General features: G+C 61.5%; 30 protein-coding genes. 10 read left to right on the forward strand and 20 right to left on the reverse strand.

The window, feature by feature from the left end; translation table 11 throughout:
* Positions 1 to 422: 422 nt before the first annotated feature.
* From HX801_RS27690 to HX801_RS27710, 5 genes are all read left to right on the forward strand, one after another.
* A complete protein-coding gene (locus tag HX801_RS27690; RefSeq protein WP_003219143.1) occupies positions 423 to 716 on the forward strand; it encodes a hypothetical protein in 294 nt (97 codons plus the stop codon).
* 246 nt (positions 717 to 962) lie between these two features.
* Entirely contained in the window at positions 963 to 3677 is a 2715-nt protein-coding gene (mgtA, locus tag HX801_RS27695) for a magnesium-translocating P-type ATPase (protein ID WP_023658814.1), read from the forward strand.
* Between the two features lie 59 nt (positions 3678 to 3736).
* Positions 3737 to 3940 (forward strand): hypothetical protein, encoded by a 204-nt coding sequence (locus tag HX801_RS27700; RefSeq protein WP_256344304.1) that lies wholly within the window; start codon positions 3737 to 3739, stop codon positions 3938 to 3940.
* 31 nt (positions 3941 to 3971) lie between these two features.
* Entirely contained in the window at positions 3972 to 4319 is a 348-nt protein-coding gene (locus HX801_RS27705) for a DUF2493 domain-containing protein (protein WP_003217865.1), read from the forward strand.
* Between the two features lie 144 nt (positions 4320 to 4463).
* The gene (locus HX801_RS27710; RefSeq protein ID WP_177023095.1) at positions 4464 to 5267 is read left to right on the forward strand and encodes a hypothetical protein; all 804 of its coding nucleotides are present in this window, start codon (positions 4464 to 4466) and stop codon (positions 5265 to 5267) included.
* Positions 5268 to 5424: 157 nt separating this feature from the next.
* On the opposite strand, the gene HX801_RS27715 is transcribed toward HX801_RS27710, so the two are convergent.
* On the reverse strand, positions 5425 to 6144 hold the full coding sequence (locus tag HX801_RS27715) for a tellurite resistance TerB family protein (protein WP_177023096.1): 720 nt from the start codon (positions 6142 to 6144) through the stop codon (positions 5425 to 5427).
* A gap of 124 nt (positions 6145 to 6268) precedes the next feature.
* Between HX801_RS27715 and HX801_RS27720 the strand changes: the two genes are divergently transcribed.
* Entirely contained in the window at positions 6269 to 6796 is a 528-nt protein-coding gene (locus HX801_RS27720; RefSeq protein ID WP_177023097.1) for a DinB family protein, read from the forward strand.
* Between the two features lies 1 nt (position 6797).
* Here HX801_RS27720 and HX801_RS27725 read toward each other — a convergent pair whose 3' ends face one another.
* Positions 6798 to 7253: a GFA family protein gene (locus HX801_RS27725; RefSeq protein WP_003207766.1), complete on the reverse strand. Its 456-nt coding sequence runs from the start codon at positions 7251 to 7253 to the stop codon at positions 6798 to 6800.
* 77 nt (positions 7254 to 7330) lie between these two features.
* Positions 7331 to 8170, reverse strand: coding sequence for an SDR family oxidoreductase (locus HX801_RS27730; RefSeq protein ID WP_032899357.1), 840 nt, complete (start codon positions 8168 to 8170; stop codon positions 7331 to 7333).
* Between the two features lie 100 nt (positions 8171 to 8270).
* On the opposite strand from HX801_RS27730, the gene HX801_RS27735 reads away from it, so the two are divergent.
* Positions 8271 to 9236 carry an AraC family transcriptional regulator gene (locus HX801_RS27735; RefSeq protein ID WP_177023098.1) on the forward strand — a complete coding sequence of 322 codons (966 nt, stop codon included), beginning with the start codon at positions 8271 to 8273 and terminating at the stop codon, positions 9234 to 9236.
* A gap of 99 nt (positions 9237 to 9335) precedes the next feature.
* Positions 9336 to 9620 carry a hypothetical protein gene (locus HX801_RS27740; RefSeq protein WP_177023099.1) on the forward strand — a complete coding sequence of 95 codons (285 nt, stop codon included), beginning with the start codon at positions 9336 to 9338 and terminating at the stop codon, positions 9618 to 9620.
* Between the two features lies 1 nt (position 9621).
* Here the strand turns inward: HX801_RS27740 and HX801_RS27745 are convergent, their stop codons facing one another.
* From HX801_RS27745 to deoR, 10 genes are all read right to left on the reverse strand, one after another.
* Positions 9622 to 10257 (reverse strand): LysE family translocator, encoded by a 636-nt coding sequence (locus tag HX801_RS27745; RefSeq protein WP_003207760.1) that lies wholly within the window; start codon positions 10255 to 10257, stop codon positions 9622 to 9624.
* A gap of 208 nt (positions 10258 to 10465) precedes the next feature.
* Complete coding sequence (locus HX801_RS27750) at positions 10466 to 10657, reverse strand: DUF2188 domain-containing protein (RefSeq protein ID WP_256344305.1); 192 nt, start codon at positions 10655 to 10657, stop codon at positions 10466 to 10468.
* A gap of 87 nt (positions 10658 to 10744) precedes the next feature.
* Complete coding sequence (locus HX801_RS27755) at positions 10745 to 11428, reverse strand: HAD-IA family hydrolase (protein WP_102368995.1); 684 nt, start codon at positions 11426 to 11428, stop codon at positions 10745 to 10747.
* A gap of 10 nt (positions 11429 to 11438) precedes the next feature.
* Positions 11439 to 12467, reverse strand: coding sequence for an ABC transporter permease (locus tag HX801_RS27760; RefSeq protein ID WP_177023100.1), 1029 nt, complete (start codon positions 12465 to 12467; stop codon positions 11439 to 11441).
* Entirely contained in the window at positions 12464 to 13960 is a 1497-nt protein-coding gene (locus tag HX801_RS27765; protein ID WP_003207752.1) for a sugar ABC transporter ATP-binding protein, read from the reverse strand. The genes HX801_RS27760 and HX801_RS27765 overlap by 4 nt, the downstream gene beginning before the upstream one ends.
* Complete coding sequence (locus HX801_RS27770; protein ID WP_102606040.1) at positions 13953 to 14939, reverse strand: sugar-binding transcriptional regulator; 987 nt, start codon at positions 14937 to 14939, stop codon at positions 13953 to 13955. The genes HX801_RS27765 and HX801_RS27770 overlap by 8 nt, the downstream gene beginning before the upstream one ends.
* Positions 14936 to 16456: a ribulokinase gene (locus tag HX801_RS27775; RefSeq protein ID WP_177023101.1), complete on the reverse strand. Its 1521-nt coding sequence runs from the start codon at positions 16454 to 16456 to the stop codon at positions 14936 to 14938. Before HX801_RS27775 ends, HX801_RS27770 begins: the two co-directional genes overlap by 4 nt.
* Positions 16457 to 16549: 93 nt before the next feature.
* Positions 16550 to 17566, reverse strand: coding sequence for a galactitol-1-phosphate 5-dehydrogenase (locus HX801_RS27780; protein ID WP_371316596.1), 1017 nt, complete (start codon positions 17564 to 17566; stop codon positions 16550 to 16552).
* A 93-nt stretch (positions 17567 to 17659) separates the two neighbouring features.
* Positions 17660 to 18634, reverse strand: coding sequence for a substrate-binding domain-containing protein (locus HX801_RS27785; RefSeq protein WP_003207745.1), 975 nt, complete (start codon positions 18632 to 18634; stop codon positions 17660 to 17662).
* Between the two features lie 171 nt (positions 18635 to 18805).
* Positions 18806 to 19564, reverse strand: coding sequence for a DNA-binding transcriptional repressor DeoR (gene deoR / locus HX801_RS27790; RefSeq protein ID WP_008435058.1), 759 nt, complete (start codon positions 19562 to 19564; stop codon positions 18806 to 18808).
* Positions 19565 to 19707: 143 nt separating this feature from the next.
* On the opposite strand from deoR, the gene deoC reads away from it, so the two are divergent.
* The gene (deoC, locus tag HX801_RS27795; protein ID WP_003207741.1) at positions 19708 to 20388 is read left to right on the forward strand and encodes a deoxyribose-phosphate aldolase; all 681 of its coding nucleotides are present in this window, start codon (positions 19708 to 19710) and stop codon (positions 20386 to 20388) included.
* A 138-nt stretch (positions 20389 to 20526) separates the two neighbouring features.
* Here deoC and HX801_RS27800 read toward each other — a convergent pair whose 3' ends face one another.
* The 5 genes from HX801_RS27800 to arr all read right to left on the reverse strand — a co-directional run bounded on the left by HX801_RS27800 (position 20527) and on the right by arr (position 22699).
* Positions 20527 to 20928, reverse strand: coding sequence for a TonB family protein (locus tag HX801_RS27800; RefSeq protein ID WP_177023102.1), 402 nt, complete (start codon positions 20926 to 20928; stop codon positions 20527 to 20529).
* A 132-nt stretch (positions 20929 to 21060) separates the two neighbouring features.
* Positions 21061 to 21483, reverse strand: a complete 423-nt coding sequence (locus HX801_RS27805) for a hypothetical protein (protein WP_003207738.1) — start codon at positions 21481 to 21483, stop codon at positions 21061 to 21063.
* Between the two features lie 104 nt (positions 21484 to 21587).
* Positions 21588 to 21956, reverse strand: a complete 369-nt coding sequence (locus HX801_RS27810; RefSeq protein ID WP_008435061.1) for a VOC family protein — start codon at positions 21954 to 21956, stop codon at positions 21588 to 21590.
* A 48-nt stretch (positions 21957 to 22004) separates the two neighbouring features.
* On the reverse strand, positions 22005 to 22211 hold the full coding sequence (locus HX801_RS27815) for a DUF1737 domain-containing protein (RefSeq protein ID WP_008435062.1): 207 nt from the start codon (positions 22209 to 22211) through the stop codon (positions 22005 to 22007).
* A gap of 71 nt (positions 22212 to 22282) precedes the next feature.
* Positions 22283 to 22699, reverse strand: coding sequence for an NAD(+)--rifampin ADP-ribosyltransferase (gene arr, locus HX801_RS27820; RefSeq protein WP_023658807.1), 417 nt, complete (start codon positions 22697 to 22699; stop codon positions 22283 to 22285).
* Between the two features lie 92 nt (positions 22700 to 22791).
* On the opposite strand from arr, the gene HX801_RS27825 reads away from it, so the two are divergent.
* Positions 22792 to 23250: a GNAT family N-acetyltransferase gene (locus HX801_RS27825; RefSeq protein ID WP_177008540.1), complete on the forward strand. Its 459-nt coding sequence runs from the start codon at positions 22792 to 22794 to the stop codon at positions 23248 to 23250.
* Between the two features lie 51 nt (positions 23251 to 23301).
* Here the strand turns inward: HX801_RS27825 and HX801_RS27830 are convergent, their stop codons facing one another.
* Together HX801_RS27830 and HX801_RS27835 are read right to left on the reverse strand one after the other, a co-directional pair.
* The gene (locus HX801_RS27830) at positions 23302 to 23619 is read right to left on the reverse strand and encodes a hypothetical protein (protein WP_032899360.1); all 318 of its coding nucleotides are present in this window, start codon (positions 23617 to 23619) and stop codon (positions 23302 to 23304) included.
* A gap of 5 nt (positions 23620 to 23624) precedes the next feature.
* A complete protein-coding gene (locus tag HX801_RS27835) occupies positions 23625 to 23786 on the reverse strand; it encodes a hypothetical protein (RefSeq protein ID WP_023658806.1) in 162 nt (53 codons plus the stop codon).
* Positions 23787 to 24117: the final 331 nt, after the last annotated feature.

A 24117-nucleotide genomic window follows, 5' to 3' on the forward strand; every position in this document is an offset into this window, starting at 1 on the left:
GTTAAACCACGCTGGCCGAACGCAGGCTTCGGAACCCCGCATAAGTTATCCGGCTATTGTTACTTCACCTACCTTCCACACACCGGCCACTTATCAATAAGCACACTTGATGTTGCAACTTCCCCAACCTTCTATCTGAACAAACTCTGAACCAGTAACAATTTAAGTCATTAAACGTTGACATCCGGCAACTGCCTGAGTAAATTCCCCGTGCCTGCAACTCAGGGCCATTTTTCAACCTCACAAAAGAAGCCAATGGACACAGTATCTAGTCGTTGTCCGATCACCGTGAATGCGGCGAATCGGGCGCCAAACCCAGAAAAAATGACGGGACTCGCCTTTCCGGCCGAGTAAGCTGCGCTAGAGCCTGACGCTCCAACGTAACTGCCTCACCGGATGCCAGTCCGGTCCCGAGGTGTGTTATGACCTTTCAACTGATTGTTTTACCTGATCTGCGTACGCTGGCTAACGCCCTGCGTGCCAAATTGTGCCGCGAGCCCGTAGGCTTCTCCCCTACCCGCAGCACCTTTGTGACCTCATCCCCCCGCGTGTGCCCGACTCCCCGGGCACACTGGCGTATCTGCCCCACCACCGGCCACCTGGTCCAGCAATGGGATCACGCCGACCCTCAAGACCCACAGAGACGGGACGTTTCCAGCCTGGTCGCGCAAGCGAGCCTGATGCTGAGCCTCTACGTGGACGCTCGCGCGGCATAAGCCAGCTGGAAACAGCAACTTCCTGATTATCCGTTACTTGATTAGCTGGAGTTCTCTATGGACGAAGCCAGTAGTAGCCCGCTGCGCGTTAGTTAACTAACGCGCTGTTAGCGGGCCTGTAGAAAGTTACCCAACACTTTATTTAAACCGATCGCGAAGTCAGCGACTCGGCATGCTTTCGCTCGCCTGTCATCAGGTAAGTACCGGGTATGTTTTGTCGAAAAATTGGCGACAGGAGTACACACAATGAGCGCAGTAAAAAACCCGAAACTGCACAAGAAAAACGGCACGGATACCGACACCAAGCTGTCGATGCGTGCCGCCCGCGAAGCCCAGAACGGCCTCTCGGCAACCCTCGCCAATGTCCGGGCAACCAAGGATGGCCTGACCGAACTGGATGCCTCTGCTCGCCTGCAACGTGAAGGCTACAACGAGGTGGCCCACGACAAGCCGCCTCACGCCATCGTGCAATTCCTCCAGGCCCTGAACAACCCGTTCATCTATGTGCTGCTGACCCTCGGCGCCATCAGTTTCTTCACTGACTACTGGCTGCCACTGCAGGCCGGTGAAGAAGCCGACCTGACCAAGGTCATCATTATCATGACCATGGTCATGCTCAGCAGCCTGCTGCGCTTCTGGCAGGAGCATCGTTCGGCCAAGTCCGCCGAGGCCTTGAAGGCCATGGTGCGCACCACCGCCACGGTGTTGCGTCGCGAGCAAGTGGGCTCCAAGCCGACCCTGCGGGAAGTGCCGATGCGCGACCTGGTGGCCGGCGATATCGTGCAACTGTCTGCCGGCGACATGATCCCGGCCGACATCCGCCTGATCGAGTCCCGTGACCTGTTCATCAGCCAGGCCGTGCTGACCGGCGAAGCCTTGCCGGTAGAGAAGTACGACACCCTCGGGGATGTGACGCAAAAATCCGCCACGTCCACGGCGGCCGACCAGGGCAACCTGCTGGACCTGCCAAACATCTGTTTCATGGGCACCAACGTGGTCAGCGGCCGGGCGAAAGCCGTGGTGGTTGCCACCGGCCCGCGCACCTACTTTGGCTCCCTGGCGAAGGCGATTGTCGGCTCCCGGGTGCAAACCGCATTTGACCGCGGGGTGAACAGCGTCAGCTGGCTGTTGATCCGCTTCATGCTGGTAATGACGCCGATCGTGTTCTTCCTCAACGGCTTCTCCAAGGGTGACTGGAGCGACGCGTTGCTGTTCGCCCTGGCAGTGGCGGTAGGCCTCACCCCGGAAATGCTGCCGATGATCGTCAGCGCCAACCTGGCCAAGGGTGCAACCGCCATGGCCAAGCGCAAGGTGGTGGTCAAGCGCCTCAACGCGATCCAGAACTTCGGTTCGATGGACGTGCTGTGCACCGACAAGACCGGCACCCTGACCCAGGACAAGATCATCCTCGAGCACCACGTCAACGCCTTTGGCAACCGTGATGATTCGGTGCTGACCCTCGCCTGGCTCAACAGCCATCACCAGAGCGGCATGAAGAACCTGATGGACCAGGCGGTCGTACAGTTCTCCGAGCAGAATCCGAAGTTCCAGGTGCCGTTTGCCTATAGCAAGGTGGATGAGTTGCCGTTCGACTTTATTCGCCGTCGCCTGTCGATCGTGGTCAAGGACGCGCAAAACGATCACCTGCTGGTGTGCAAGGGTGCGGTCGAGGAGATGCTGAGCATTTCCACCCACGTGATGGAAGGCGACGTGGCCGTCGAGCTGGATGATCGGCGTCGCAACGAGTTGCTGGCGATTGCCCAGGACTACAACGAAGACGGCTTCCGGGTGCTGGTGCTGGCCACCCGCAACATTCCCCAGGCACTCGCCCGCAAGCAGTACACCACGGCCGATGAGCGCAACCTGGTGATCCGTGGTTTCCTGACCTTCCTTGATCCACCAAAGGAAACCGCTGGCCCGGCGATCGCTGCCCTGCGCGAAATTGGCGTGGCGGTCAAAGTGCTCACCGGCGACAACGCCATCGTCACCAGCAAGATCTGCCGCCAGGTCGGCCTGGAGCCAGGCGTACCGTTGCTGGGGACGGAAATCGAAGCGATGGACGACGCCACCCTCAAGCTGCGGGTCGAGGAGCGCACGGTGTTCGCCAAGCTGACGCCGCTGCAGAAGTCGCGGGTGCTCAAGACCTTGCAGTCCAACGGTCATACCGTGGGCTTCCTCGGCGACGGCATCAACGACGCTCCGGCCTTGCGGGATGCCGACGTGGGCATCTCGGTGGACAGCGCGACGGACATTGCCAAGGAATCCGCCGACATCATCCTGCTGGAAAAGAGCCTGATGGTGCTGGAAGAAGGCGTGCTGAAAGGCCGCGAGACCTTCGGCAATATTATGAAGTACCTGAACATGACCGCCAGTTCCAACTTCGGCAACGTGTTCTCGGTGCTGGTGGCCAGTGCGTTCATCCCGTTCCTGCCGATGCTGTCGATCCACCTGCTGCTGCAGAACCTGATGTACGACATCTCCCAGCTGGCCTTGCCGTGGGACAAGATGGACAAGGAATACCTGGCCAAGCCACGCAAGTGGGACGCGAAAAACATTGGCCGCTTCATGATCTGGATCGGGCCGACCTCGTCGATCTTCGACATGACCACTTTTGCCCTGATGTGGTACGTGTTCTCGGCCAACAGCGTGGAAATGCAGACCCTGTTCCAGTCCGGCTGGTTCATCGAGGGGCTGCTCTCGCAAACCCTGGTGGTGCACATGCTGCGCACCCGCAAGATCCCGTTCTTCCAGAGCAACGCCGCATGGCCGGTGATGATGATGACCTGCATCGTGATCGGGCTGGGCATCTACGTACCGTTCTCGCCGCTGGGCGCGATGGTTGGCCTGGAGCCGCTGCCACTTGCGTACTTCCCATGGCTGGTGGGCACCCTGGTCGCCTACTGCTGCGTGGCACAACTGATGAAAACCCTCTACATCCGCCGCTTCAAGCAGTGGTACTGATCAACCGCCCCTGAAAGCGCTGGCTATCGGTAGATAGCCAGTGCACGCGGAGACAGACAATGAACACACTTATGAGCTACCTCGACAACGCTGCTCGCGCGCTGCTGGTGTTCGGCCTCGCCCAGGCGGCCAAGGCGGTGATGGTGCTGGGCGTACGGCTGTACGTGCGCAACGTGCTCAGCGCCGTGGAAATGCGCTTCATGCTGGTTTTTTCCAGCAGCTTGAACAGCACCTGCATCCGCTTGCTGCGCCCGCGTCGATAAATGGCAATACGCACTACAAGGAAAGATCACCATGCGCGTCTTGATCTGTGCAGGTCGTCATTACGCCGATACAAAAATGTCCCGCCAGGTGCTGGACGCCTACCACCGCCTGCGCCCGGTGCAGGTGTTGATCCACGGTGGCAGCCAGTTCCTGGGCAGCGACGTGGAAGACTGGGCCCGGGAAACCGGAGTGGATGTGGTGCGTTACCCACCCAACTGGCAACGCCATGGCAAGCAGGCCGAACGCCATCGCAACCAGTTCATGCTCACCGACAGCCGGCCCGACGTGATCATCGCGCTGCCCGGTGGCGACGACACCTCGGAACTGGTGAGCCAGGCCAGGGCCAGTGGCATCCATGTGCTGACTGTAGACAGCTGAATCAACCCTTATTGGAGTATCCAGGCATGAACGAAGAACCCCGTTGTAGCGGTACCCCGTTGCACACTTTTTTCTATTTGAAACACGGCGCGTCCCTGCCAAGGCCGGTCGGGGCGCGCCACCGGCTGTTGATCGAGGTTCACCATGTACAAGAAACACACCCCTGACGGTTTCGCCAAATACCGCAACCGCACCACCCACGTTACCTTCCATCCCCTGCCCGCCTCCAAGCTTCGGGCAGTGCGGCGCAACCTGATTTTCGTCGGCGTGACCGCGGGCATCATGCTGGTGCTCAGCCTGATGTCGAATGCCCATGCGGCCGGCGGCTCCTACGTGGTCGACGACGGCGCAATCAACGCCCCGGGCGAATGCAATGTCGACGCCTGGTTCACCGCCAACCGGCACGCGGGCTCAACCCACAGTGAAACCCTGGCGCCGGCCTGCACCTCCGCTGCCATTCCTTGGTTGCAGTGGACTGCCGCCGTGTCCCGGGCCAACCATGATGGCGACGGCGAAACCCAAGTGAATCCGCAGCTCAAGGCGCAGTTGTGGGCCCGGGAAGACCTGGGCCTGGAACTGGCCGCGTCTGCCGGCGTACATTACGCGCTGAACCGCCGGCACTCATTTGATGGCGCGGACTTGAATGTGCCGTTTACCTGGCAGCCCATGGAGGCCCTGCGGCTTAACTTCAACGCCGGCTGGAGCCACGCTTATAACGACGGCGACCAGACCCATCGGCCGACCTGGGGCACCGGGTTTGAATACAGCCTGATGGACTCACTGACACTGATCGCCGAACGCTACGGCCAGCAAGGCGGCGACCAGGCGTGGCAAGCCGGGCCGAGGGTGCATATCGGCAAAAATGTGGATGTAGACCTGGTGGTAGGACGCAGTTTGATCGGGGATCAGCATCAATGGCTCACGACGGGGGCCACACTGCGGTTCTAACCCGCAGACGATGACCCCTGTGGCGAGGGAGCTTGCTCCCGCTGGAGTGCGAAGCGCTCCCAAAGATTCCGGGGCCGCTACGCAGCCCAGCGGGAGCAAGCTCCCTCGCCACAGCAAGCTCCCTCGCCACAGGTTTGGTATGACCGTAAAGAGCGATTTAAACCTGCCCCTTGGCCTGCTGCTCCAGATGCACCTGCAACGCAGGATCAATCTTCAACTGCGCCGCCAGCTCATCCAGATAATTGCGCTCCGCGTCCCGCTGGTCATCCACCAGCAGCACACTGACCAGGTACACCTCCGACGCCACCGCCGGGTCGCCGGCAAACTCGGCAAAATCCGCCGCATTCAGCGGTTTGGCCACCTCGGCATCCAGCCACGCCTGCAATTGCGGATCATCGGTGTGCTTGCCGATCTCGGCCGAGATCATCTGCTGCTCCCGCTCATCAATCTCGCCATCCGCCTTGGCTGCCGCGATCAATGCACGCAGCACGGCGTGGCTGTGTTCTTCGACCTGCGCGCCAGACAACTGGTCAACCGTCTGCAACGCCTGCTGCGGCGCCGACGCCTTTTGCCGCTGCCAGGCTTGATACGCCTGGAACGCCATCATCCCCAACGACGCCAGCGCCGCGTAGTTGGTGCCGCCGGTGCGCCCCTGAGGCGCCGCACGGGTTCCGCCAAGCATGCCGCCCAGGCCACCGAGCAAGCCACCAAGGCCGCCACCGCCGGAAGCCGAAGCAGCGCTGCCGCCCAGCAAACCGCCAAGCAAGCCGCCCAAACCACCGAGCCCGCCCTGAGACCCGGGTGCGGCGCCGCCCTGCTGGCTGGACGAGGCCTGGCCCGCCCGCAGCAATTGTTCCAGTAGATCGCCGGTATTCATGGTGTCACCCTCCCAGGGCGCAGAGTTCCAGATCAACAACAATAGCTGCGCTGCGCGAGAACACCATGACCGCCCGGCAGGCTCGCATTATCATGGCGACGCGCCCCCCATCGAGGAACCTCACGTGACCCGTACCGAGCAGATTGCCTTGATGGCGACCTATAACCAGTGGATGAACCGCAAGGTGTATGAAGCGGCCGGCGGCCTGAGCGACGAAGACTTGATTGCCGACCGTGGCGCGTTCTTCGGATCGATCCTTGGCACGCTGAACCACCTCGCCCTGGGTGATCGCGTCTGGCTCAAGCGTTTCGCCGAGCATCCAGCAGGCTTTGCCGCGCTGGTACCGTTAGACGCGTTGGGGTTGCCGCCACGTCTGAATCAACTGGCCTTCGCCGATATCCGTGAACTGTCGGCCCACCGCGCCTGGCTCGACCAGCTCATCATCGACTGGGTGCAGTCGATCAGTGAGTCGGACCTGGATCAGCCCCTGCAGTACCACAACATGGCGGGCATGCCCATGAACAAGAATTTTCATGCACTGCTCGTGCACTTCTTCAATCACCAGACCCACCACCGGGGCCAGGTGACAACGCTGTTGACCCAGGCCGGGCGCGACGTGGGCGACACCGACCTGCTGGCGCTGATGGACTAGTTCAACCGCCGCTGTACTCGGCGTACGCCTGTATCAGCGCGGGGAAATTCTCCCTCTCCGGGAGCTGCGCAAAGCTGTGCTGCGCCGGGGTAGTCGCCCACGGCAGCTTTTCACTGGTCCAGGTTTCAATGAATGGCACATAGCCGCTGGCGTCATCCAGCATGGTGGGACGCAGGTTGATCAGATCTTCCACGCCATTGGGGCGGGAAAACATCCAACTCATGCAGTGGGGGCAGCAGTAGTGGCGGTCTACGCCATGCAACCCGCCGATCACCGGGTTGCCCTGGGTGATGGTGAATCCGTGGCTGGGGATCAGCGCGCTCAGCGAGAACGCGCTGGATGACATCTTCTGGCACCCGGTGCAGTGGCACGCCATGGTGATCAATGGTTTTTCGGTCACGGTAAAACGCACCCGGTCACAACGGCAGCCGCCTTCCTGGGACTCTTGATTGCTCATCTTCCACTCCAGTCACATTGTGTGTGTGACCGGAGGATAAACGAGCGGGTGCGTCGCGAACAGCGATGCCGGTTTCGTTACGGCACAAAGAAGTCCGTCGAAAATGCCAGGTCCTTTTGCGCTTCCAGTGCTGCCAGACGGTCGCTGAGCTGCTTGTGCATCACGGTGTAGGCGTCTGGCCCCAAGGCAATGCGCTTGGGCGCAGGGTGCTGGTCGACGCTGGCAAGCATGATCGCAACCATCTTGGCCGGGTCACCCGACGACACCGTCGTGCCGCCTTCGATCATCCGCCGTGCGTGGCTGGAAGGAGAACGGTCGTAGTCTTCCAGGCGTGGCGCCAGTTGCGCGCTGCGGTAGCGAAAACCGGTGCGGGCGCTACCGGGTTCGATGAGGGTGCAGCCGATGTTGAAACAAGCCACTTCCTCGCCCAAGGCGTCGACAAAGCCTTCAATTCCCCACTTGCTCGCATGGTACAGCGAACCACCCGGGAAAACGGCCTGCCCGCCCATGGTGGACAGTTGCAGGATCCGCCCGCCACCCTGGGCCCTGAGGTGGGGCAGCGCGGCGCGCAACAATTGAATGGAACCCAGCAGGTTGGTACCCAATTGATGCTCGATCTGCTGATCGGTCATCTCTTCTGCGGCGCCGAAAAGGCCGTAGCCTGCGTTACTGACCACCACCTCAATGGACCCCAGCGCCTTGAATGCCTGATCGACCACCCGGCGAATCGCCGGGGTATCAGTCAGATCCAACTCGGCCAGCCACAGCCTTTCGCCATGAAGCGCTCGCAGGTCCGCCATGCTCGCCAAATCCCGGACCGTGCCCGCAACGCGCTCCCCCCGTGCCAATAATTGCTCGGTCATCTCGCGTCCAAAGCCACTGTTGGCTCCGGTGATCAACCAAGTGCGTGATGTCATGATCAAACCCTCTGTAGTGACGTTGGAGACCCCAGCATATCCATCCGACCTAGACGATGAATGCGCTAGACTCCAATTTTTATAAGCAATCGTCTAAATCATGACTGATCCATTTTCCGAGTTGCTCACCTTCATGCAAGCCCGCTCCGTGATGTCCGGCGGCCTGGTGGCGGGCGGACGCTGGGCGATCGCCTTTCCACCGGCTACCCAATTGAAGTTCTGGGGCGTGTTGCGAGGGACGTGCTGGCTGAAGATCAAAGGCGAAAGCACGCCCATTGCGGTAAACGAAGGCGATGTGTTTCTACTGTCGGCCGAAAGGCCCCATATCATGGCCAGCGACCTGAGTGCAACACCGGTGGATTTGCAACAGATCCTCGACAAGCGAGTGGGTGCCCTGGCGTATCACGGCGATGGGGATGAGTTCTTCATGATTGGCGGCAAGGTGGAACTCAGCCCTGACTCCGAACACCTGCTACGTGCAGCACTGGCGCCCTTCATCCATTTGAATGCCAGGACCCATGCGCTCGAAACACTGCATTGGTTGCTCAATCAACTGGTGCGTGAACGGGAGCATGATCGTCCGGGTGCAGCAGTGGCCTCATCGCAACTGGCGCACCTGATGTTCATCGAAATTCTGCGTTTGCATTTCGAAACCGCACCGCCGCTGTCCGGCAGTTGGCTGCGCGCCATGACCGACAAACGCCTGGCGCCGGCGCTGCGCCTTATCCATGGCGAGCCGGGCGAAACCAGGCCGTTGGAGGTACTGGCCAAGGCGTGTGCAATGTCGCGAGCCAGCTTTGCGGCCTACTTCAAGGACGTCGCCGGGGTCTCGCCGATGGCCTACCTCACCCAGTGGCGCATGCGTCTGGCAGCGCGGGCGCTGGCTGAGGGCAAACGCTCGTTGATCGAGCTCGCGCTCTCGCTGGGCTACAACTCCCAGAGCGCATTCAGCCATGCCTTCAAACGTGAGATCGGGCGCTCGCCGTTGCATTACCAGCAGGCGCTACGGGTGTCGACGGAGGCGCAATACCCTCAAACGAACGCATGGAGCAGCGAACTGTCATAAAAGACAGAGCGGTGAACATCAGCCAATGGCTGCCCCGCCCTGCCCGCGCGCATCAGCAGATTACCGATGCGACGCATCCCCCAAGAAGGAGACGCTTACATGGTCATTCACTTCAAGGTCGCCGGGCATCTTGCCTGCGGTCATCACGGCAACAACCTCCCTTCCAGCACCGAGCTGAATCGGGTCAAGTGCCGTACCTGCCGTAACACCGAAGTCTTCAAGGAAGCCCGCCGCACCCAACGCAACGCCGCTCGGCGTGCCGCGCGCAAGTCCAAAACCGCCCATGCCGCCGGTGACTGGCGCAGCGCCTGGACCCAGCGCCTGAGCGACCTGCCAGGCCGTCAGCGCCTGCCACGCGGGTTCCACGGCCAGCCATTCGTTTAAGTTACGCAGCCGGGGCACGACGGTAAGCGGCCAACAGCACGCCCATCGTCATCAACAACCCACCCGCCCCACGGTTGAAATGCTGCAAATGTGCGGGCCGCAGGCGACTGAGCAAGCGTGCCCCGCATAACGCGTAGAACATCATGATGCTGACATTGAGCACGCACAGCGCCAGCAACAGGCATGCGTACTGCGGCAGTTGCGCCTGGGTGCTGTCGACGAATTGCGGCAGGAATGCCGACATGAACAACAACGCCTTGGGATTTGAAATCGCCACCAGGAAACTGCGGGTGAAAATACTCGCCGAGCGGGTGCCGCCGTCCTCACCTTCGCCCACCGATGGCAACGCCGCCTGGGGTGATCGCAACATCTGCCAGCCGATCCAGATGAGGTACGCCGAACCGATCCATTTCAGCGCCTGAAACAGCCCTTCGCTGGCCGCGAGCAGCAATCCCAGGCCACACGCCACCGCCGTCACCAGCAAAGCGTCGGCCAACACCGCCCCGGCCATGCCCCAGAACGCCGCCTGCAAACCATGACGCGAACCATTTTGCAGGGCCAACAGAACCGTCGGGCCAGGTATCGCGATAATCGCGGCGCTCATCATGACGAACAGAAATAAGGTTGCCAGGGACATGACAGGTTCCTACGGGCTGATCAGCTGCGAATCATCCCAAAATATCCTCTGTGTGGCGAGGGAGCTTGCTCCCGTTGGGCTGCGTAGCGGCCCCAAAATCCTGGGAGCGCTTCGCACTCCAGCGGGAGCAAGCTCCCTCGCCACCGGTCATGTGTTGCTCAATTGGATGCCAATAAAAAGCCCCGGATTGACCGAGGCTGTTGAGGGCTCATGCATCATTGGCGACCGGCCTCGACCGTGCCTTGTAACCCGGTAGCACCGCGGCATACGCCAGCGCCTGCTCACGGGAACCGAAGGATGCCAGGCGATCAGCCTTGGTACAGACCCGCCACGGGCCGCTGTTGACCTGCACGATGTCATAACCGTTGAGATGCAGCTTGTTCAGCATGGGAGTGCTCATAGTCACCTCTCTCTCCAGAGATAATCCAGGTGTTTGCCCGGTCTACCATACACCCGCTGACGACGAGGCAGCCTACCGAACGTCGAGTCAGCGGTAGGCTGGCAACCCCCATCGCGCGAGGTCAAACGCCTCCAGGCTCAGCAGTCTTCCATCCGCATGCAGGAACTTCTCCTGCGGCATCGCCGGGTCCGGGATGGCCACGGCGTACATGCCGGCCGCCTTGGCCGCAGTGATGCCAAATGGCGAATCCTCGAACACCAGGCATTCAGCGGGCGTCACTCCCAGCCGCTCGGCAGCCACCAGGAAGATGTCCGGCGCCGGCTTGGCAGCGCCTACCTGAGGGTCATCGGCGGTGACGATGGCATCGAACAAGCAGAACCAGTCGCGGTGCAAGGTGGTTTTCAGTTCGAAATAGTGCCGCGACGAACTGGTACCCACCGCAATCGGCACACCGTGGGCCGACAAATGCCGCACCAGCGCCTGGGCCCCGGCCATGGCCGCCGCCTGGGGGAACCGCGCATTCATCAATGGTGTGCGTTCCTGCAAGAACGTCTCGGGGCTCATCGGCAAGCCCACGGCCTGCACGATATAGCTGGCCAGTTCATAAGCCCCCAGGCCGATGGTGTTCTGCTTCATGCTCCAGTCAAACGTGCGGCCGTAGCGGTCGGCAATCAGTTGGGTGACTTCGGTGTAGATGCCTTCGGTGTCGAGCAGCAGGCCGTCCATGTCGAAGATCACGGCCTTGATCGGCGCGGGTAGCGGTGCATTCATCACGGTGTCCTCAAGTGCGCCCGGCGTAATGGTCGATCAAGCGGTTGAGCAAAATCGCCAGCACGATGATCACCCCGGTGATCGCCATCTGGTAGAACGAGCCCAGCCCCAGCAGGTTGAAGATATTGCGCAACACCTGCAGCAGCATCACCGCCACCGCCGTGCCTACCACGCTGCCGCGCCCGCCGAACAGGCTGGTGCCACCCAGCACCACGGCGGCAATTGCATCCAGTTCCAGGCCCTGGGCAGCGGTCGGTTGGCCGACGTGCAGGCGTGAGGTCATCAACAAGCCGGCGAATGCTGCCAGGCCGCCGCAGATGGCGAACACCGCAATCGTCACCGCCCGCACCGGCACGCCGGACAGCCGCGCAGCCTCCAGGTTGCCGCCGGTGGCCAGCACGTATTCTCCAAACACCGTGTAGCGCAGCACCAGCCAGGCGATGACGGTGATCAGGATAAAGATCAGCCCCAGCACCGGAAACGCAATGCCAGCGCTGGGCCAGATGTCGATCATGGCCGAGCCGAACGAGGTGAAGCTGGCCGGCAATCCGCCAATCGGCGCACCGTCGGATGCCAGGAAGGTGGCCCCGCGCAGCGACACCAGCCCGGCCAGGGTGATGATAAAACTCGGCACCTTGCCAAAGACCGTGAGGCTGCCCATCAAGGTGCCGATGGCCAGTCCCACCAGCAACGTGGCCGGCACCGCCAGCCAGCCGCTGACCTGCTGCTGCAGGAGCACCGCCACCAGGATCCCGCCGAAGGCACACAGGCTGCCCACCGACAGGTCGATATTGGCCGTAAGGATAACGAAGGTCATGCCGATGGCGATGATCCCGACAATCGCCCCCTGCTGGAACAGGTTGGCGATGTTGCCGAAGGTCAGGAAGTCGTCCGACAGGAACGTCGCCACCACCACCGCAAACAGGAAAATGAACACAAAGTTGTAGCGCATCACCCACTCCAGCACCGAACTGCGACGGCGGCTGGTGAGGGTGACGGGCTTATCGAAAACCGGGCTTGGGTTGCTTGCAATAGTCATGGTTCTACACTCGTTCTACCGATAAGGATGGCCTGGTCGATCTGGTCGCGACTGGCAGTCAAGGGGTCGAAACACAGCGCGTTGCGCCCCTCATGCATCACCCAGATGCGGTCGCAATTGACGTACAACTCGTCCAGCTCGCTGCTGGCGACCAGCACCGCCGCCCCTTCCTGCGCCAGGCTGCGGGCCAGGGCATAGAGGTCGGCCTTGGCGCCGACATCCAGGCCACGACTGGGCTCGTCCAGCAGCAACAGGCGCGCGCCGTCGATCACCCACTTGGCCATGACCACCTTCTGTTGATTGCCGCCGGAGAGCTGGCGTACCGGTTGCTCAAGGTTGTCGAGCTTGGTCTGCAAGCGCTGCAGCACCGGGCCGGCGCGGTCCTTGGCCTGGCGATGGGAAAACCAGTTCAAGTGCCGGGTGTGCACCAGGCAGGCATTGCGGTAGATCGGCGCATCCAGCAGCAGGCCTTCGGTCTTGCGGTTTTCCGGCACCAACCCGACGCCCTGGCGGATCGCCTGGCGCGAGGTTTGCGGCTGATAAGGCTGGCCAAACAGTTCAACATCGCTGTCGTTGCGCCCCACGCCAAACAAGGCTTTGAGCAACGTGCTGCGCCCTGCCCCGTTAAGCCCGGCAAGCCCGACAATTTCGCCCTGACGCACTTCCAGCCCCTGCACGTCCAGGCCCTGCTCGCCTTGCAGCCGGCGAATATTCAGCGCCAGGTTGTCCCGCGGCGCCTGACGCGGGCTGCGTTCCAGCAGGTCGCGGTGCTCGCCGACCACGGCGGCGATCAGCGCCTGGTCGTCGATCTGCGCCAGCTCGTGGGTTTGCAGGGTTCGCCCGGCACGCAGCACCGTGACCCGGTCGCCGATCTCGCGAATTTCATTCAAGCGGTGGCTGACATACAGCACCGCCACACCCGCCGCAGTGATCTCGCGAATCACCTGGAACACCCGCTTGAGTTCGGTCTCGTTCAGCGCCGCCGAAGGCTCATCCATCACCACCAGCCGGGCCTCACAGGTCAGTGCACGGGCGATGGCCGCCAATTGCTGGTTGGCAATCGACAGGCTGCCCACCCGGTCGGAACTCGAAAAGTTGGCCCCGACCCGCAACAGTGCGGCCTTGGCCAACGCACTGCGCTTGCCCCGGGAAATAATCCCGAAGCGCTGGGGCGCATAGCCGAGCATCAGGTTCTCTTCGACGGTCATCTGCGGGATCAGGTCGAGCTCCTGATAGATCATCGCGATCCCGGCCTGGCGCGCCTGTTGCGGATTCTTCAGTTCCACCCGCCGGCCCGCCACCGACATCTCGCCGCCATCCGGGCGATGGGCGCCGGCGACGATTTTCAACAGGGTACTTTTGCCCGCGCCATTGGCACCCAGCAGGCAATGCACCTCACCGGGCCGAACGTCGAGGGAGGCATCGGTCAGCGCCACCACATTGGGCGGAAAACGCTTGCTGACATGACGGATATCCAGGGCCAACTCACTCATGATCCTGCTCCAGCAAATAGCGGGCGGTGGCCGCGTCGGTGGCCAGCACATTGACGTAGCCGGCCTTGACGCTGGCGTGGACGATGCGGTGCTTCTGCGCGCCGACGCACACGGCAATGGACCAGGCCTTGTCGCGCAAGGCGGCCAACGGCAGGCCCAGGGTGCGGGCGTCGAGTTCGGGCATCACCGGTTCACCGTCCATGCCGATAAAGCGGCCCATGATGTCGCCGACCGCGCCCAGGCGTTCCAGCTCTTCGAGCAATGGCCGGTCGATGTAACCCGACTCCATCAACACCGAATGATCAGACAACTCCCCCAGGCTGAAACACGCCACCGGCGCCTGTTGCCCGAGGCGCAATACCTGGGCGATCACCGGGTCCTGCTCCAGCGCCTCGCGGGTATGCACATGCCCGAGAATCGCCGGCACCGGCAGCAACGTGGCCTGGCCACGGGCAGCCTGGGCGAAGCGCTCGGCGACGTTATGGCTGGACTCGCCCATCGAACGGGTATTGATCGCGCCGTTCAGCAGCACCACGTTGACCCCCTCGTTCCAGCGCGGCACCAGCCACTGGGCCATTTTGGTCAGGGTGCGGCCCCACGACACGCCGATCAGCGCCGGCATCGGCTGCAAGTTGCACAGGTAACGGGCGGCGGCCTGGGTCACCACGTTCAGCGCGGTGTCGGCATCTTCCACATCCAGCACCAATGCTTCACGCAGGCCGAAACGCCGTTGCAAGGCTACTTCCAGCTGCGGCAAGCGCGCCGAGCGGGCGACGATATCGATGCGCACCACCCCGCAATCCCGCGCCTCGCGCAGCAAGCGGCTGACTTGCCAGCGGGTCAGGCCGGTCTCCCGGGAGATATCGCTTTGGGTCTTTTCCAGGTCGTAATACAGCTTGGCCACCTGGACCATCAAGTCATCACGCTGGGAATCGGCCGACAACCGCGTGGCAAACGTTTCTTCAGGATGGGCGCTCATGCTGCCGGCCTTACGCCGAGCGTGCGGTTCGCCGGTGGCTTGCAACTGATGGGCGCGACGCTGTCGGTGGCGGCGCGATAGCGGCCCAACAGCTCGATGTATTGCTCGTGGGCGTAAGGGTCGGGCTCGATCAGCCGGCCGATGGTGGTGAAGTCGGTAGCGGCTTCCTGCAAGGTGCCGAACTCGCCGAGGGCGCAGGCGGCAGCGGCGGCGGTGCCGATCAGGGTGAGGTTGTCGTGGGGCACCATTTCGAACGGCACACCGGTGGCATCCACCGTGGCCTGCAACCACAACGGGTTCTTCTGGAAACCACCGGCGGCGACCACCCGGGTGATCTCGATGCCCTCGGAGCGCCAGGTGTGAAAGATGTTCGCCGAGCCCAGGGCAATCGCTTCCACCGAGGCGCGGTACAGGTCATGCCGGTCATGGTTCAGCGACAGGCCCATGATCGCGCCGCGCATGTCCGGTGAGCGGTACGGTGTACGGTTGCCCATCCAGTAATCGAGCACCAGCAAGCCGGTGGAGCCGGGCTGCAGTTCTGCGGCCTGGCGGATCAGGCGCTGGTGCCCGGCATCGTCGAGGCCGAACATCTTTTGCGCCAGCCAGTTGAGGATCGAACCGGCGGAGACTTGCCCGCCTTCCATCAACCATTGGCCGTCGAGCAAGGCGCCGGGGTACGGGCCCCAGATGCCCGGTACGTCGATGCGTTGCGGGGTGTGCATCAGTTGCACCACCGAGGTACCGCCGATAAACAACAGCTCGCCGGCGCCAGTGGTGCCGGCACTGAGCATTGCCATGTGGGCGTCGATTCCGCCCTGGGCCACCAGGGTGTCGCGGCTCAGGCCCAGATGATTGGCGGCATCGGCGCTCAAAGGGCCGATCCGCCCACCGACCTTGATCACTTCCTGAGGGAGTTTTTGCGCCAGTTCAGGCACGCCCAGTTCGGCGTACAATTCCACCGGAAAACGCTGCTGCAGGGTGTCGTAATTCCACTTGCAACTGGCATTCAATTGGGAGGCGACCCAGCGCCCGGTCAACTGAAAGTTGATCCAGTCCACGGCCTCGCAAATACGCTCGGCGCGCTGGTAAACCTGAGGCTCGTGCTCGGCCAGCCACATGGCCTTGGGCACCAGCCATTCCACCGCGTCACCGCCCTGGTTCATCATCGGGTGGCTGATGTGGGCCGTGCGCGCCGACTCGGCAGCGGCGCGGCAATCCATCCATAACAACGCCGGGGCCAGGGGTTGGCCGTCCGCCTGGGCAACCACCACGGTGGAGGCTGTGGTGGCGACGCACACCGCCGCCACCTGCGGGTGCCCGGCCTGGGCCATCAACTGCCGGCAGGCCTTGCCCAGCGCCGACCACCAGTCCGCCGGCGCCTGCTCGGCCCAACCCAACTGCGGGTATTGCGTGGCATACGGCGCCTCGGCGACGTGTACCAGTTTGTGGCTGTGCAGGTCATACAAACCAGCCCGCACCCCACCTGTTCCGAAATCCAGTCCCAACAACAAGGTCATCGGTAGTTCTCCTGCGTCTTGTAACAACGCTTTTTGTTTTAAGCCCGGCAACGCACAGCGTCGTCGGGCTTGGCGACACACAGCTGACGCGGCTCAGGGACGGAAAATTACCTTGGCCGCGACTTCGCTGCGATCGGCATAGCGCTTGAACATCGCCGGCAAGTCATCCAGCGGCAAGTCGTGGGTAATCATGAACTGCCACTGCAATTCACCGGAAGCCAGCTTGTCGATGGAGGCCGTCCACTCATCGCCCGGGAACGGTGCCGAGAACGAGTTCCAGGCGCCGTGCAGGGAGATTTCCTGGCGCAGGAAGTGCGAGAACGTCGCAGTGCTGAGGGCCACGTCACTGGTGGGAATGCCGATAAACACCACATGCCCGCCAGCCTTGGTCAGTTGCACGGCCTGGTTGATCGAGCTGGGATGGCCTGCCGCTTCAATCACCAGTTGGCAACGGGGCAACTCGGCATCCGCCGCGCCGCTGAGCAGGGTGTGGGTGGCGCCGGCTTCGCGGGCCATGGCGAGTTTCTCTTCGGCGATGTCGATGGCGACGATGTCCTTGGCCCCCATGATCCGCAGCCACTGGATCGCAAACAGGCCGATCGGCCCGCAACCTACCACTGCCCCGCTCTGCCCGGCCTTGAAGTCGGCTTTCCAGATCGCATGCAGGGCAATCGCCGCCGGGTCCACCAGGGACGCGGCAATCGGGTCCATGCCTTGGGGCACCTTGATCAGGTTGCTCAGGGGCACATTGACGTACTCGGCATACGCGCCGTCGCGGCGGCTGCCGAAGTAATCGTAGCGCTCCGAGCGGGACGGAAAGCCACGGGCATATTGGTCGCTGCTGACGTCCGGGATCATCGGCGGCACAGTCACCAGTTCGCCGATGGCATAGCCTTCGACACCGCTGCCGATCTCTTCGATAAAGCCTGCGAATTCATGGCCGCAAATCAGCGGCATCACATGGGCGCCCTTGCTCAGCATGCGCGGGATATCCGAGCCGCACACGCCGCAGGCGGCGACCCGAACCAGCGCGTGGCCGGCCTTGACCGCAGGTTTTGGAACATCTTCGACCCGGATATCGCCCGGTTGGTACATGACGGCAGCTTTCACAGTGAATTCCTCTGTTGAGTGACGAGTGCGTTCGAACAGGCACCTCCCGCAAGAGGTGCCCGCAAAAATCCATAGCGTGGCGGCGCAGATCCGTCAGAGCGCGCCGGGGCGGTATTCGCCGAAGGTTGAGTCATGCTTGACCTCGGCCACGTTGGCCTTGGTCACCACCTGAGTGCCGGCGTCGACAAAGTTCGGCACCGACTTGCCGGCCGCCAGGGCCCGCGCCGCCTCGATGGCGACCTCGCCCAGGTAGCGTGGGTCGTTGAGGGCGGTGGCCACGTATTGATCGCCGCTCTGGATGGCATTCAAGGCCTCGGACAAGCCGTCGATCCCGGCCACGAGGACGTCTTTCTTGCCGCTTTCGGTGAGCACTTGCAGCGCGCCCATGGCCATGTCGTCGTTATGCGCGATCACCGCCTTGAGGTCCGGGTGCGCTTGCAGCAAATCCTGCATTGCCGTGACTGCGTTGGCGCGCATGTACTCGCTGTAGGGCCCGTCGATGATCTTGAAGTCGGTGCCGGCCAAAGCGGTGTGGAAGCCCTTGCGGCGTTCTTTCATTACCGTACCGCCGGCGTCGCCCTGGATCTCGATGATCTTGCCCTTGGTCACGCCGCGCTGCTTGAGCGCGGCGAGCAGCGCCTTGCCGGACAGCTCGCCCATCTCGGCATTGTTACGGCCAATGGTGGTGGCGACCGGGGCATTGATTGCGCGGTCGACGGCAATCACCGGCACCTTGGCGCGTTTGGCGGCGTCGAGGGCCGCGCCCACGGCGTCGGGGTTCACGGCATTGATGATGAGGATGTCGACCTTACGGGTCAGCAGGTCCTGGATATCGTTGTTCTGCTTGCTGATATCGCCGTTGGCGTCGAGGAAGATCAGCTCGTCGCCGCCCTTGGCCGCTGCAGCCTTGGCGCCGTCGCGCAGTTGCACGTAGAAGGGAGATTGCAGGGTGACCTGGCTGAAACCGATCTTCAGATCCTTGGCCTGGGCGTTCAGCGCCAGCGCCGAGGCCGCGACAGCCAGTGCAAGGGCCAGCACATGAACAGGTTTACGGGCTATCTGGAGCATGGTGATTCCTATTTTTATTGTTGTCAGGATTCGGGCACGGCCTTCAGGGAGGTCGTGCTCACAAATGTGAACCGCGATCACATTTGAAAAACTATGCCTTGCTCCCGAGAGTGTCAAGGCCAATTTGTTAAATTCCGAACAAATGAAATAAAAATCACAATGCTGTTTGAGTCAGATCAGCAGGATCGCCCCGCTGTCCCTGATCACCTGCTGCTGTGCCGCCTCGAGCCCGGGGTCGCTGATCACCCGCTGGAAGTCCGACAGCTCGGCAAAGTGTGCCGCACGTACTTCGTCGAACTTGCTGTGGTCGGCCACCAGCACGCAGGTCTGCGCCCGCGCCATGACCCGGCGCTTGACCTCCACTTCGTTGAGGTTGTAGCAGGTCACACCGTGGGCGGCGCTGACGCCGGCCGCGGAAATGAACGCCCACGCCACACGGATGCCATCCAGGATGCCCGCCTCGGCATGGCTCTCGAAGACCATGTTGCGCCGATGAAAGGTGCCACCGCAGAGGATGATGGTGCAGTGGGGCTTTTGCTGGAGCTTGAGCAATACGTTGAGGGAATTGCACAGCGCGGTGAACTCCAGGTCATCCGGCAACGCCTCGATAATGAACGGCGTGGTGGTGCCGCAATCGATAAACACCGTGTCGCCGGGGCGCACCAGGCTGGCGGCCAGCACGCCGATCTGACGCTTCTCGGCGACGTGGCGCTGGTCCTGTTCGGCGACCTGGTAATCGGGCTCCGGCGGCCCGCTGCGGGTTACGTGCCCGCCCAACAGGCGCAGGCCCTGGGGGCTGTCTGCCAGGTCGCGGCGCAGGGTCATTTCCGATACGCCCAGCAATGCGGCCATGTCACGCAAGTGAATCGCCGACTCGCCCTGCAAGGCCTTGTGCATGGCCCGAAATCTTTCGCTTTTCTTTGAATCCACTGCGTTCCAACCCTCGTTGAATGCGAGCCCTTGATCAGGGCAGTCACAAATTCCATTTACAATGTTATTTATTTCACATTTAATGCATCCAACTTAACACAAACCGCCTTTTCCCAGCACCTCATCCTTACAGGACACTTGCCATGCCGACTGATCCGTTGCCGCTCGCAGCCTATATCGACCACACCCTGCTAGCCGCCGATGCTTCCCAGGCGAGCATTCGCCAACTGTGCGCCGAGGCCCGCGAGCATGGCTTCAAGTCCGTGTGCGTCAACAGCGCCAACGTGCCGCTGGCCGCCGAATGCCTGCGCGACGCCGCGCCATTGGTCTGTGCCGTCGTCGGCTTCCCCCTGGGTGCGGGCTTGAGTGCGGCCAAGGCTTATGAGGCAAAGCTTGCGATCGAGGCCGGTGCAGGCGAGATCGACATGGTGCTGAACATCGGCTGGCTGAAGGATGGCCTGCTGGACCAGGTACGCGACGATATTGCCCAGGTGCTGGCGGCCTGCGGCGCGGTACCGCTGAAAGTCATCCTCGAGACCGGCCTGCTGGATGACCAGCAGAAAACCCATGCCTGCAGCCTGTGCCGCGAGCTGAACGTGGCGTTCGTCAAGACCTCCACCGGTTTCGGCCATGGCGGCGCGACATTGGCGGATGTGCGCCTGATGCGCGGCGTGGTGGGGGCGCAGATAGGCGTGAAGGCGTCGGGCGGCGTGCGCGACCTGGCGACGGCCCAGGCGATGATCGAAGCCGGTGCTACGCGCCTGGGCAGCAGCTCCGGGATCGCCATCGTCAGCGGCGCAAAGGCGGCCGCGGGCGCCTACTGAGTTGAGTGCAGCGCTGGCGCCCTTTCACAACCCTTTCACAGTCGGGCGCCTATGGTCACCTCAGCTCCTGGTGAAAACCTTTAAGCCCGCGCTCCCCATCGCGGGCTTTTCTTTGCCCGGAATTTATCCGCAGGTCAGCTACAGCCGGCGTGGCGGTGAGCCGCCGCAGGCCACGCCCTCCAGGCAGAATACAAACGGGGCCACCACTTGAATCTCGCCTTTGAGCAGCATTGAGGGTGGAGGCGCAGGCACTGGCGACGCCGCCGGAACGAATTTCTCCACGGCGCTGACGAACAGATCCGAACCTGTATGGCTGATGACTTTGTGGCGTATCAGGTTGCCTTTGGCGTCGACCACGAATTCAACCCTGACCAGGCCGGTCAATCCTTGCAGGCGAGCTTCTTCGGGGTACGACTTGAAGTGATTGAGGTGAGTGAGCAACTGGTATTCCCATAAGCGTTGTTCTGCCAGTTGTTCCCGGGTGGGGCCGCTCGTGCAGGCACAAAGCAGTAAGACAAGTGCGATCCAGCTGTATTTCATAAACGCAGTTCCGTTGACGTTTGGTGTGCAAGGTGAGGCTAATCAAGGCTCGGTGCGTCAGCGTGTTATCCAGGTCGAACAGAATGGCCCGTGGGTACACGAATGCTTCTTGTGGAAAACCAAATCTGCCTCTCAGGCGGTGGTACTGACGATGGAGCCGGTACCGCTTCCACCGTCGGAAGTCAGTGCCTGCAACAACGCCGAAGACGCAGACTGCAATGCAGCTGCCGTTGCGGCAATCTGCGCCTGGGCGGCAGCCACGGCGGCCGCTTTGGCGTCTGCGCTTTGATTGCTGGCCTGGGCCTTTTGCATGTTTTGCTGCTGCTCTTGAAGCTGCTTTTGCAACTCCGCAATCTGCTTTTTCAGCGCCTTGACGGTGTCGGACTCCTGCGACGTGGATGCCGCCTGGCCGCCACCTGCAGCGGGCGCACTTTTGGCACCCGTGTCCGGGTTGAGACTCAGGGTTCCAGAGTCTTCGGTCTTGGAGCTATCGCTGACGCTGGCCGGACTTGGGTTGGCGGGTACTGAAGCGAGACTGCTGACGTTCGTGATCATGTCAAATATCCAATTCCGGTATCGATGTTAATTGATCGGCGCTTAAGCTGATTACTTTAACCCGTTATCGACCCTACCGAACCTGGCGACAACAGCGGACCAATTCAGCGGCAAGGTCTCGAAAAGACGTTGACCAGGCTTCCATCCGGATCACGCAGTAATACCGAAGTGTTGCCCCATGGCATGACCGTCACTGGCATCACCACGTCAGCCCGACCGATACGCAGCAGGACGGCCTCCACATCGTCCACTTGAAACTCTAGGATCGCCGAACGGTTGCTGGCGGCGACTGCCAGTCCATCGTTGTGAAGGCGGACCAGGCGCTCATCGGCTATGGCCAGGACGACGCCGTCGAGGTGAATTTCAGCGAACCCGTCAGCCAGGTGCCTTGGCTCGACAGTCGAGAGGTTGTGATAGAACTGAACGAGCCGTTCAAAGTGGTTGGTAACGAGACGAACAGACGAGAATTTCATCATTTGACCTGACAGGAGTGAGAGAACTCACCTTAATTCAAGCCCGCGTCAGTTCCTGACAGTAGTGTTGTTATCGGCGTTCCAAACGACAGCCTGTGCCACCACCACGTACTCGCCATTGAAGGTTGCCGCTGGCGAGCCGTAAAGCTGGTAACCCAGCGCAAGCGCTTCAGAGACCCGGTGACAGAAGGAGGCATCGTCCTTGCCTGTCAGGATCCGATAGGTAGGTAGGCCTTCAGGAGGGGAATTCTGCATGGGAGCACCTGCTGGAACAGTTAAGGAAAGCCACTTGGCGATCGGGTGACGCCGGCTTGTGCCCGATGATATCAGTCAATGATCACGTCGCGACCCTCGGCCTTCAAGCGCGCGAGATTGTCCTTCATCTGCTGCAACCGTTCAGGCGGATGCCCGTGCCATTTCGTGACCTCCGCCACGACGCGCAAAGGGTCAGTGGAGCGATAGGAAAGCGTGGGATTGCCGGGAAACTTCTTATCCGTCACGTTGGGGTCATCCATGATTGCCCCCGTTGGCTCCACAACATAAATCCGTTCCCGCCCACTGCCGAGCGCCAGCTCAGCCCCCCAGATGGCGGCATCCAGCGTGCCCGCAAAGTAAACCCAGGACAGTGCTTTACCTTCTGTAAAGTTGGACGGGTAGCCGACGCGGATCAGATCGCCCGGCTCCAGGTCGGCCCGGGTACCGTGAAAGAACTGACGGATGAACATGCCAGCGGTATTTGACATGGGCTCGTTGCTCCGTGGATGAATGTTATGTTTGGATGCGAATGCCCCCATCGGCTGGGTTCCTCTATACCACCGCACCTCAGGAAACCGTTGTGACGAATCTGACCATACGACGCGCCAGTATCGACGACTTGCCTTTCATTGTTTTGCTGCTGGCAAATGACTCCCTGGGGGCTGTTCGAGAAGATAGCAGTCTTCCGCTTCAGAGTTCCTACACACGAGCGTTTGAGGCCATCAACGCAGACCCGAACCAGTTTCTTGCCGTCGCTGTGGCTGATGAAGAGGTGGTCGGTACTCTCCAACTTTCTTTCATTCCGAATATTTCTCATCGGGGCGCATGGCGAGCTCAAATCGAAGCCGTCCGCGTGCACGAGCGAATGCGTGGGAGCGGATTGGGCCGGCAATTCTTCGAATGGTCGTTTGAGCAAGCACGTCAGCGCCACTGCCAACTGATCCAGCTTACCTGTGATCGTACGCGGCCAGATGCTCATAGGTTTTATGAGTCCCTGGGGTTCTTGCCAACCCACACAGGCTTCAAGATGAAGCTGTGACCATTTGAGGCGAGCTGGCCCGGCGTTTGATTGCCGGGCCAGAGGGCGGAGTCAAAGCAATACAGTAGCAAGCATGCCCAAGGCGCCGAGGACAAACCCGATCAGTGCGCCACGCCCTGGTGCTTCATGGAACAGCGCCCAGACCACCACGGGCTCAAGCAGCAACAGGGAGGTGACTGAGACCACGGTGACGACCCAGATATCACCGACCGCCACGTACCCCAGCCAATACGCACCCAACAGGCAAAGCCCGGCAAAACACATCAGCACAACGGGAAGGACGAACGCCTCCCATGAACCATGCCCTGTCTGGGCAAGCCTGGCGGTTACCACCTCGCTGTAGATTGCACAAAACTCCCCCACCACCATCAACCCTAGAGCAGAAACTCCGAGTAGTTCTTTGGACATATCAAAAACTCCTTCGTATTCAACGCAATATTTTTCAGCTCCCAGCGAGCAATGCCGCTGCCCAGGAGCGTGATGCAGTGATACGAAGCAGCCTTGAACAGGCCTGAATTACCGAAGTGCTTTTCCATGCTCATGTCCTTCAAAGGGTGAGTCTCAGCGCCCGGAAAAGGGCGCTCGCTGCGATCATACGTTCCGACAGCCCGCCTGAACAACCTGCCCCCTCTCGGTCTGCCGCGAAGTGCTTCTGCAGGATCAGTGAGCGTTGAACCAGTCGGGGGCACAACCGGAAAATGACACCAATGGTCGTTTCAAAAACAGGTTCCGGTCGTAATGTCAGTGAGCAAAAGCCGGCTTGCTGTAGTCGAAAAGAGGCTTTGCGACTAAACCGGTATAGGGGACATCGCCAAATGAGCAAGGGTAGTCCCCCTACCCCCACGGTGGCCGAACACCCGGCGCACC

It is taken from the genome of Pseudomonas sp. G1002, from assembly GCF_013385455.1.
Taxonomy (GTDB): domain Bacteria; phylum Pseudomonadota; class Gammaproteobacteria; order Pseudomonadales; family Pseudomonadaceae; genus Aquipseudomonas.

Coding starts and splice junctions, on each gene's coding strand:
- deoC (WP_003207741.1), top strand. CDS start 19,708: ATGCCGACTGATCCGTTGCCGCTCGCAGCCTATATCGACCACACCCTG.
- HX801_RS27785 (WP_003207745.1), bottom strand. CDS start 18,634: ATGCTCCAGATAGCCCGTAAACCTGTTCATGTGCTGGCCCTTGCACTG.
- HX801_RS27715 (WP_177023096.1), bottom strand. CDS start 6,144: ATGAATACCGGCGATCTACTGGAACAATTGCTGCGGGCGGGCCAGGCC.
- HX801_RS27710 (WP_177023095.1), top strand. CDS start 4,464: ATGTACAAGAAACACACCCCTGACGGTTTCGCCAAATACCGCAACCGC.
- HX801_RS27815 (WP_008435062.1), bottom strand. CDS start 22,211: ATGCAGAATTCCCCTCCTGAAGGCCTACCTACCTATCGGATCCTGACA.
- HX801_RS27830 (WP_032899360.1), bottom strand. CDS start 23,619: ATGGTGGTGGGGGAGTTTTGTGCAATCTACAGCGAGGTGGTAACCGCC.
- HX801_RS27765 (WP_003207752.1), bottom strand. CDS start 13,960: ATGAGTGAGTTGGCCCTGGATATCCGTCATGTCAGCAAGCGTTTTCCG.
- HX801_RS27705 (WP_003217865.1), top strand. CDS start 3,972: ATGCGCGTCTTGATCTGTGCAGGTCGTCATTACGCCGATACAAAAATG.
- HX801_RS27725 (WP_003207766.1), bottom strand. CDS start 7,253: ATGAGCAATCAAGAGTCCCAGGAAGGCGGCTGCCGTTGTGACCGGGTG.
- HX801_RS27755 (WP_102368995.1), bottom strand. CDS start 11,428: ATGAATGCACCGCTACCCGCGCCGATCAAGGCCGTGATCTTCGACATG.
- HX801_RS27735 (WP_177023098.1), top strand. CDS start 8,271: ATGACTGATCCATTTTCCGAGTTGCTCACCTTCATGCAAGCCCGCTCC.
- HX801_RS27740 (WP_177023099.1), top strand. CDS start 9,336: ATGGTCATTCACTTCAAGGTCGCCGGGCATCTTGCCTGCGGTCATCAC.
- HX801_RS27745 (WP_003207760.1), bottom strand. CDS start 10,257: ATGTCCCTGGCAACCTTATTTCTGTTCGTCATGATGAGCGCCGCGATT.
- HX801_RS27770 (WP_102606040.1), bottom strand. CDS start 14,939: ATGAGCGCCCATCCTGAAGAAACGTTTGCCACGCGGTTGTCGGCCGAT.
- HX801_RS27835 (WP_023658806.1), bottom strand. CDS start 23,786: ATGGAAAAGCACTTCGGTAATTCAGGCCTGTTCAAGGCTGCTTCGTAT.
- HX801_RS27730 (WP_032899357.1), bottom strand. CDS start 8,170: ATGACATCACGCACTTGGTTGATCACCGGAGCCAACAGTGGCTTTGGA.
- HX801_RS27750 (WP_256344305.1), bottom strand. CDS start 10,657: ATGAGCACTCCCATGCTGAACAAGCTGCATCTCAACGGTTATGACATC.
- HX801_RS27700 (WP_256344304.1), top strand. CDS start 3,737: ATGAACACACTTATGAGCTACCTCGACAACGCTGCTCGCGCGCTGCTG.
- mgtA (WP_023658814.1), top strand. CDS start 963: ATGAGCGCAGTAAAAAACCCGAAACTGCACAAGAAAAACGGCACGGAT.
- HX801_RS27810 (WP_008435061.1), bottom strand. CDS start 21,956: ATGAAATTCTCGTCTGTTCGTCTCGTTACCAACCACTTTGAACGGCTC.
- HX801_RS27805 (WP_003207738.1), bottom strand. CDS start 21,483: ATGATCACGAACGTCAGCAGTCTCGCTTCAGTACCCGCCAACCCAAGT.
- HX801_RS27760 (WP_177023100.1), bottom strand. CDS start 12,467: ATGACTATTGCAAGCAACCCAAGCCCGGTTTTCGATAAGCCCGTCACC.
- HX801_RS27690 (WP_003219143.1), top strand. CDS start 423: ATGACCTTTCAACTGATTGTTTTACCTGATCTGCGTACGCTGGCTAAC.
- HX801_RS27800 (WP_177023102.1), bottom strand. CDS start 20,928: ATGAAATACAGCTGGATCGCACTTGTCTTACTGCTTTGTGCCTGCACG.
- HX801_RS27775 (WP_177023101.1), bottom strand. CDS start 16,456: ATGACCTTGTTGTTGGGACTGGATTTCGGAACAGGTGGGGTGCGGGCT.
- arr (WP_023658807.1), bottom strand. CDS start 22,699: ATGTCAAATACCGCTGGCATGTTCATCCGTCAGTTCTTTCACGGTACC.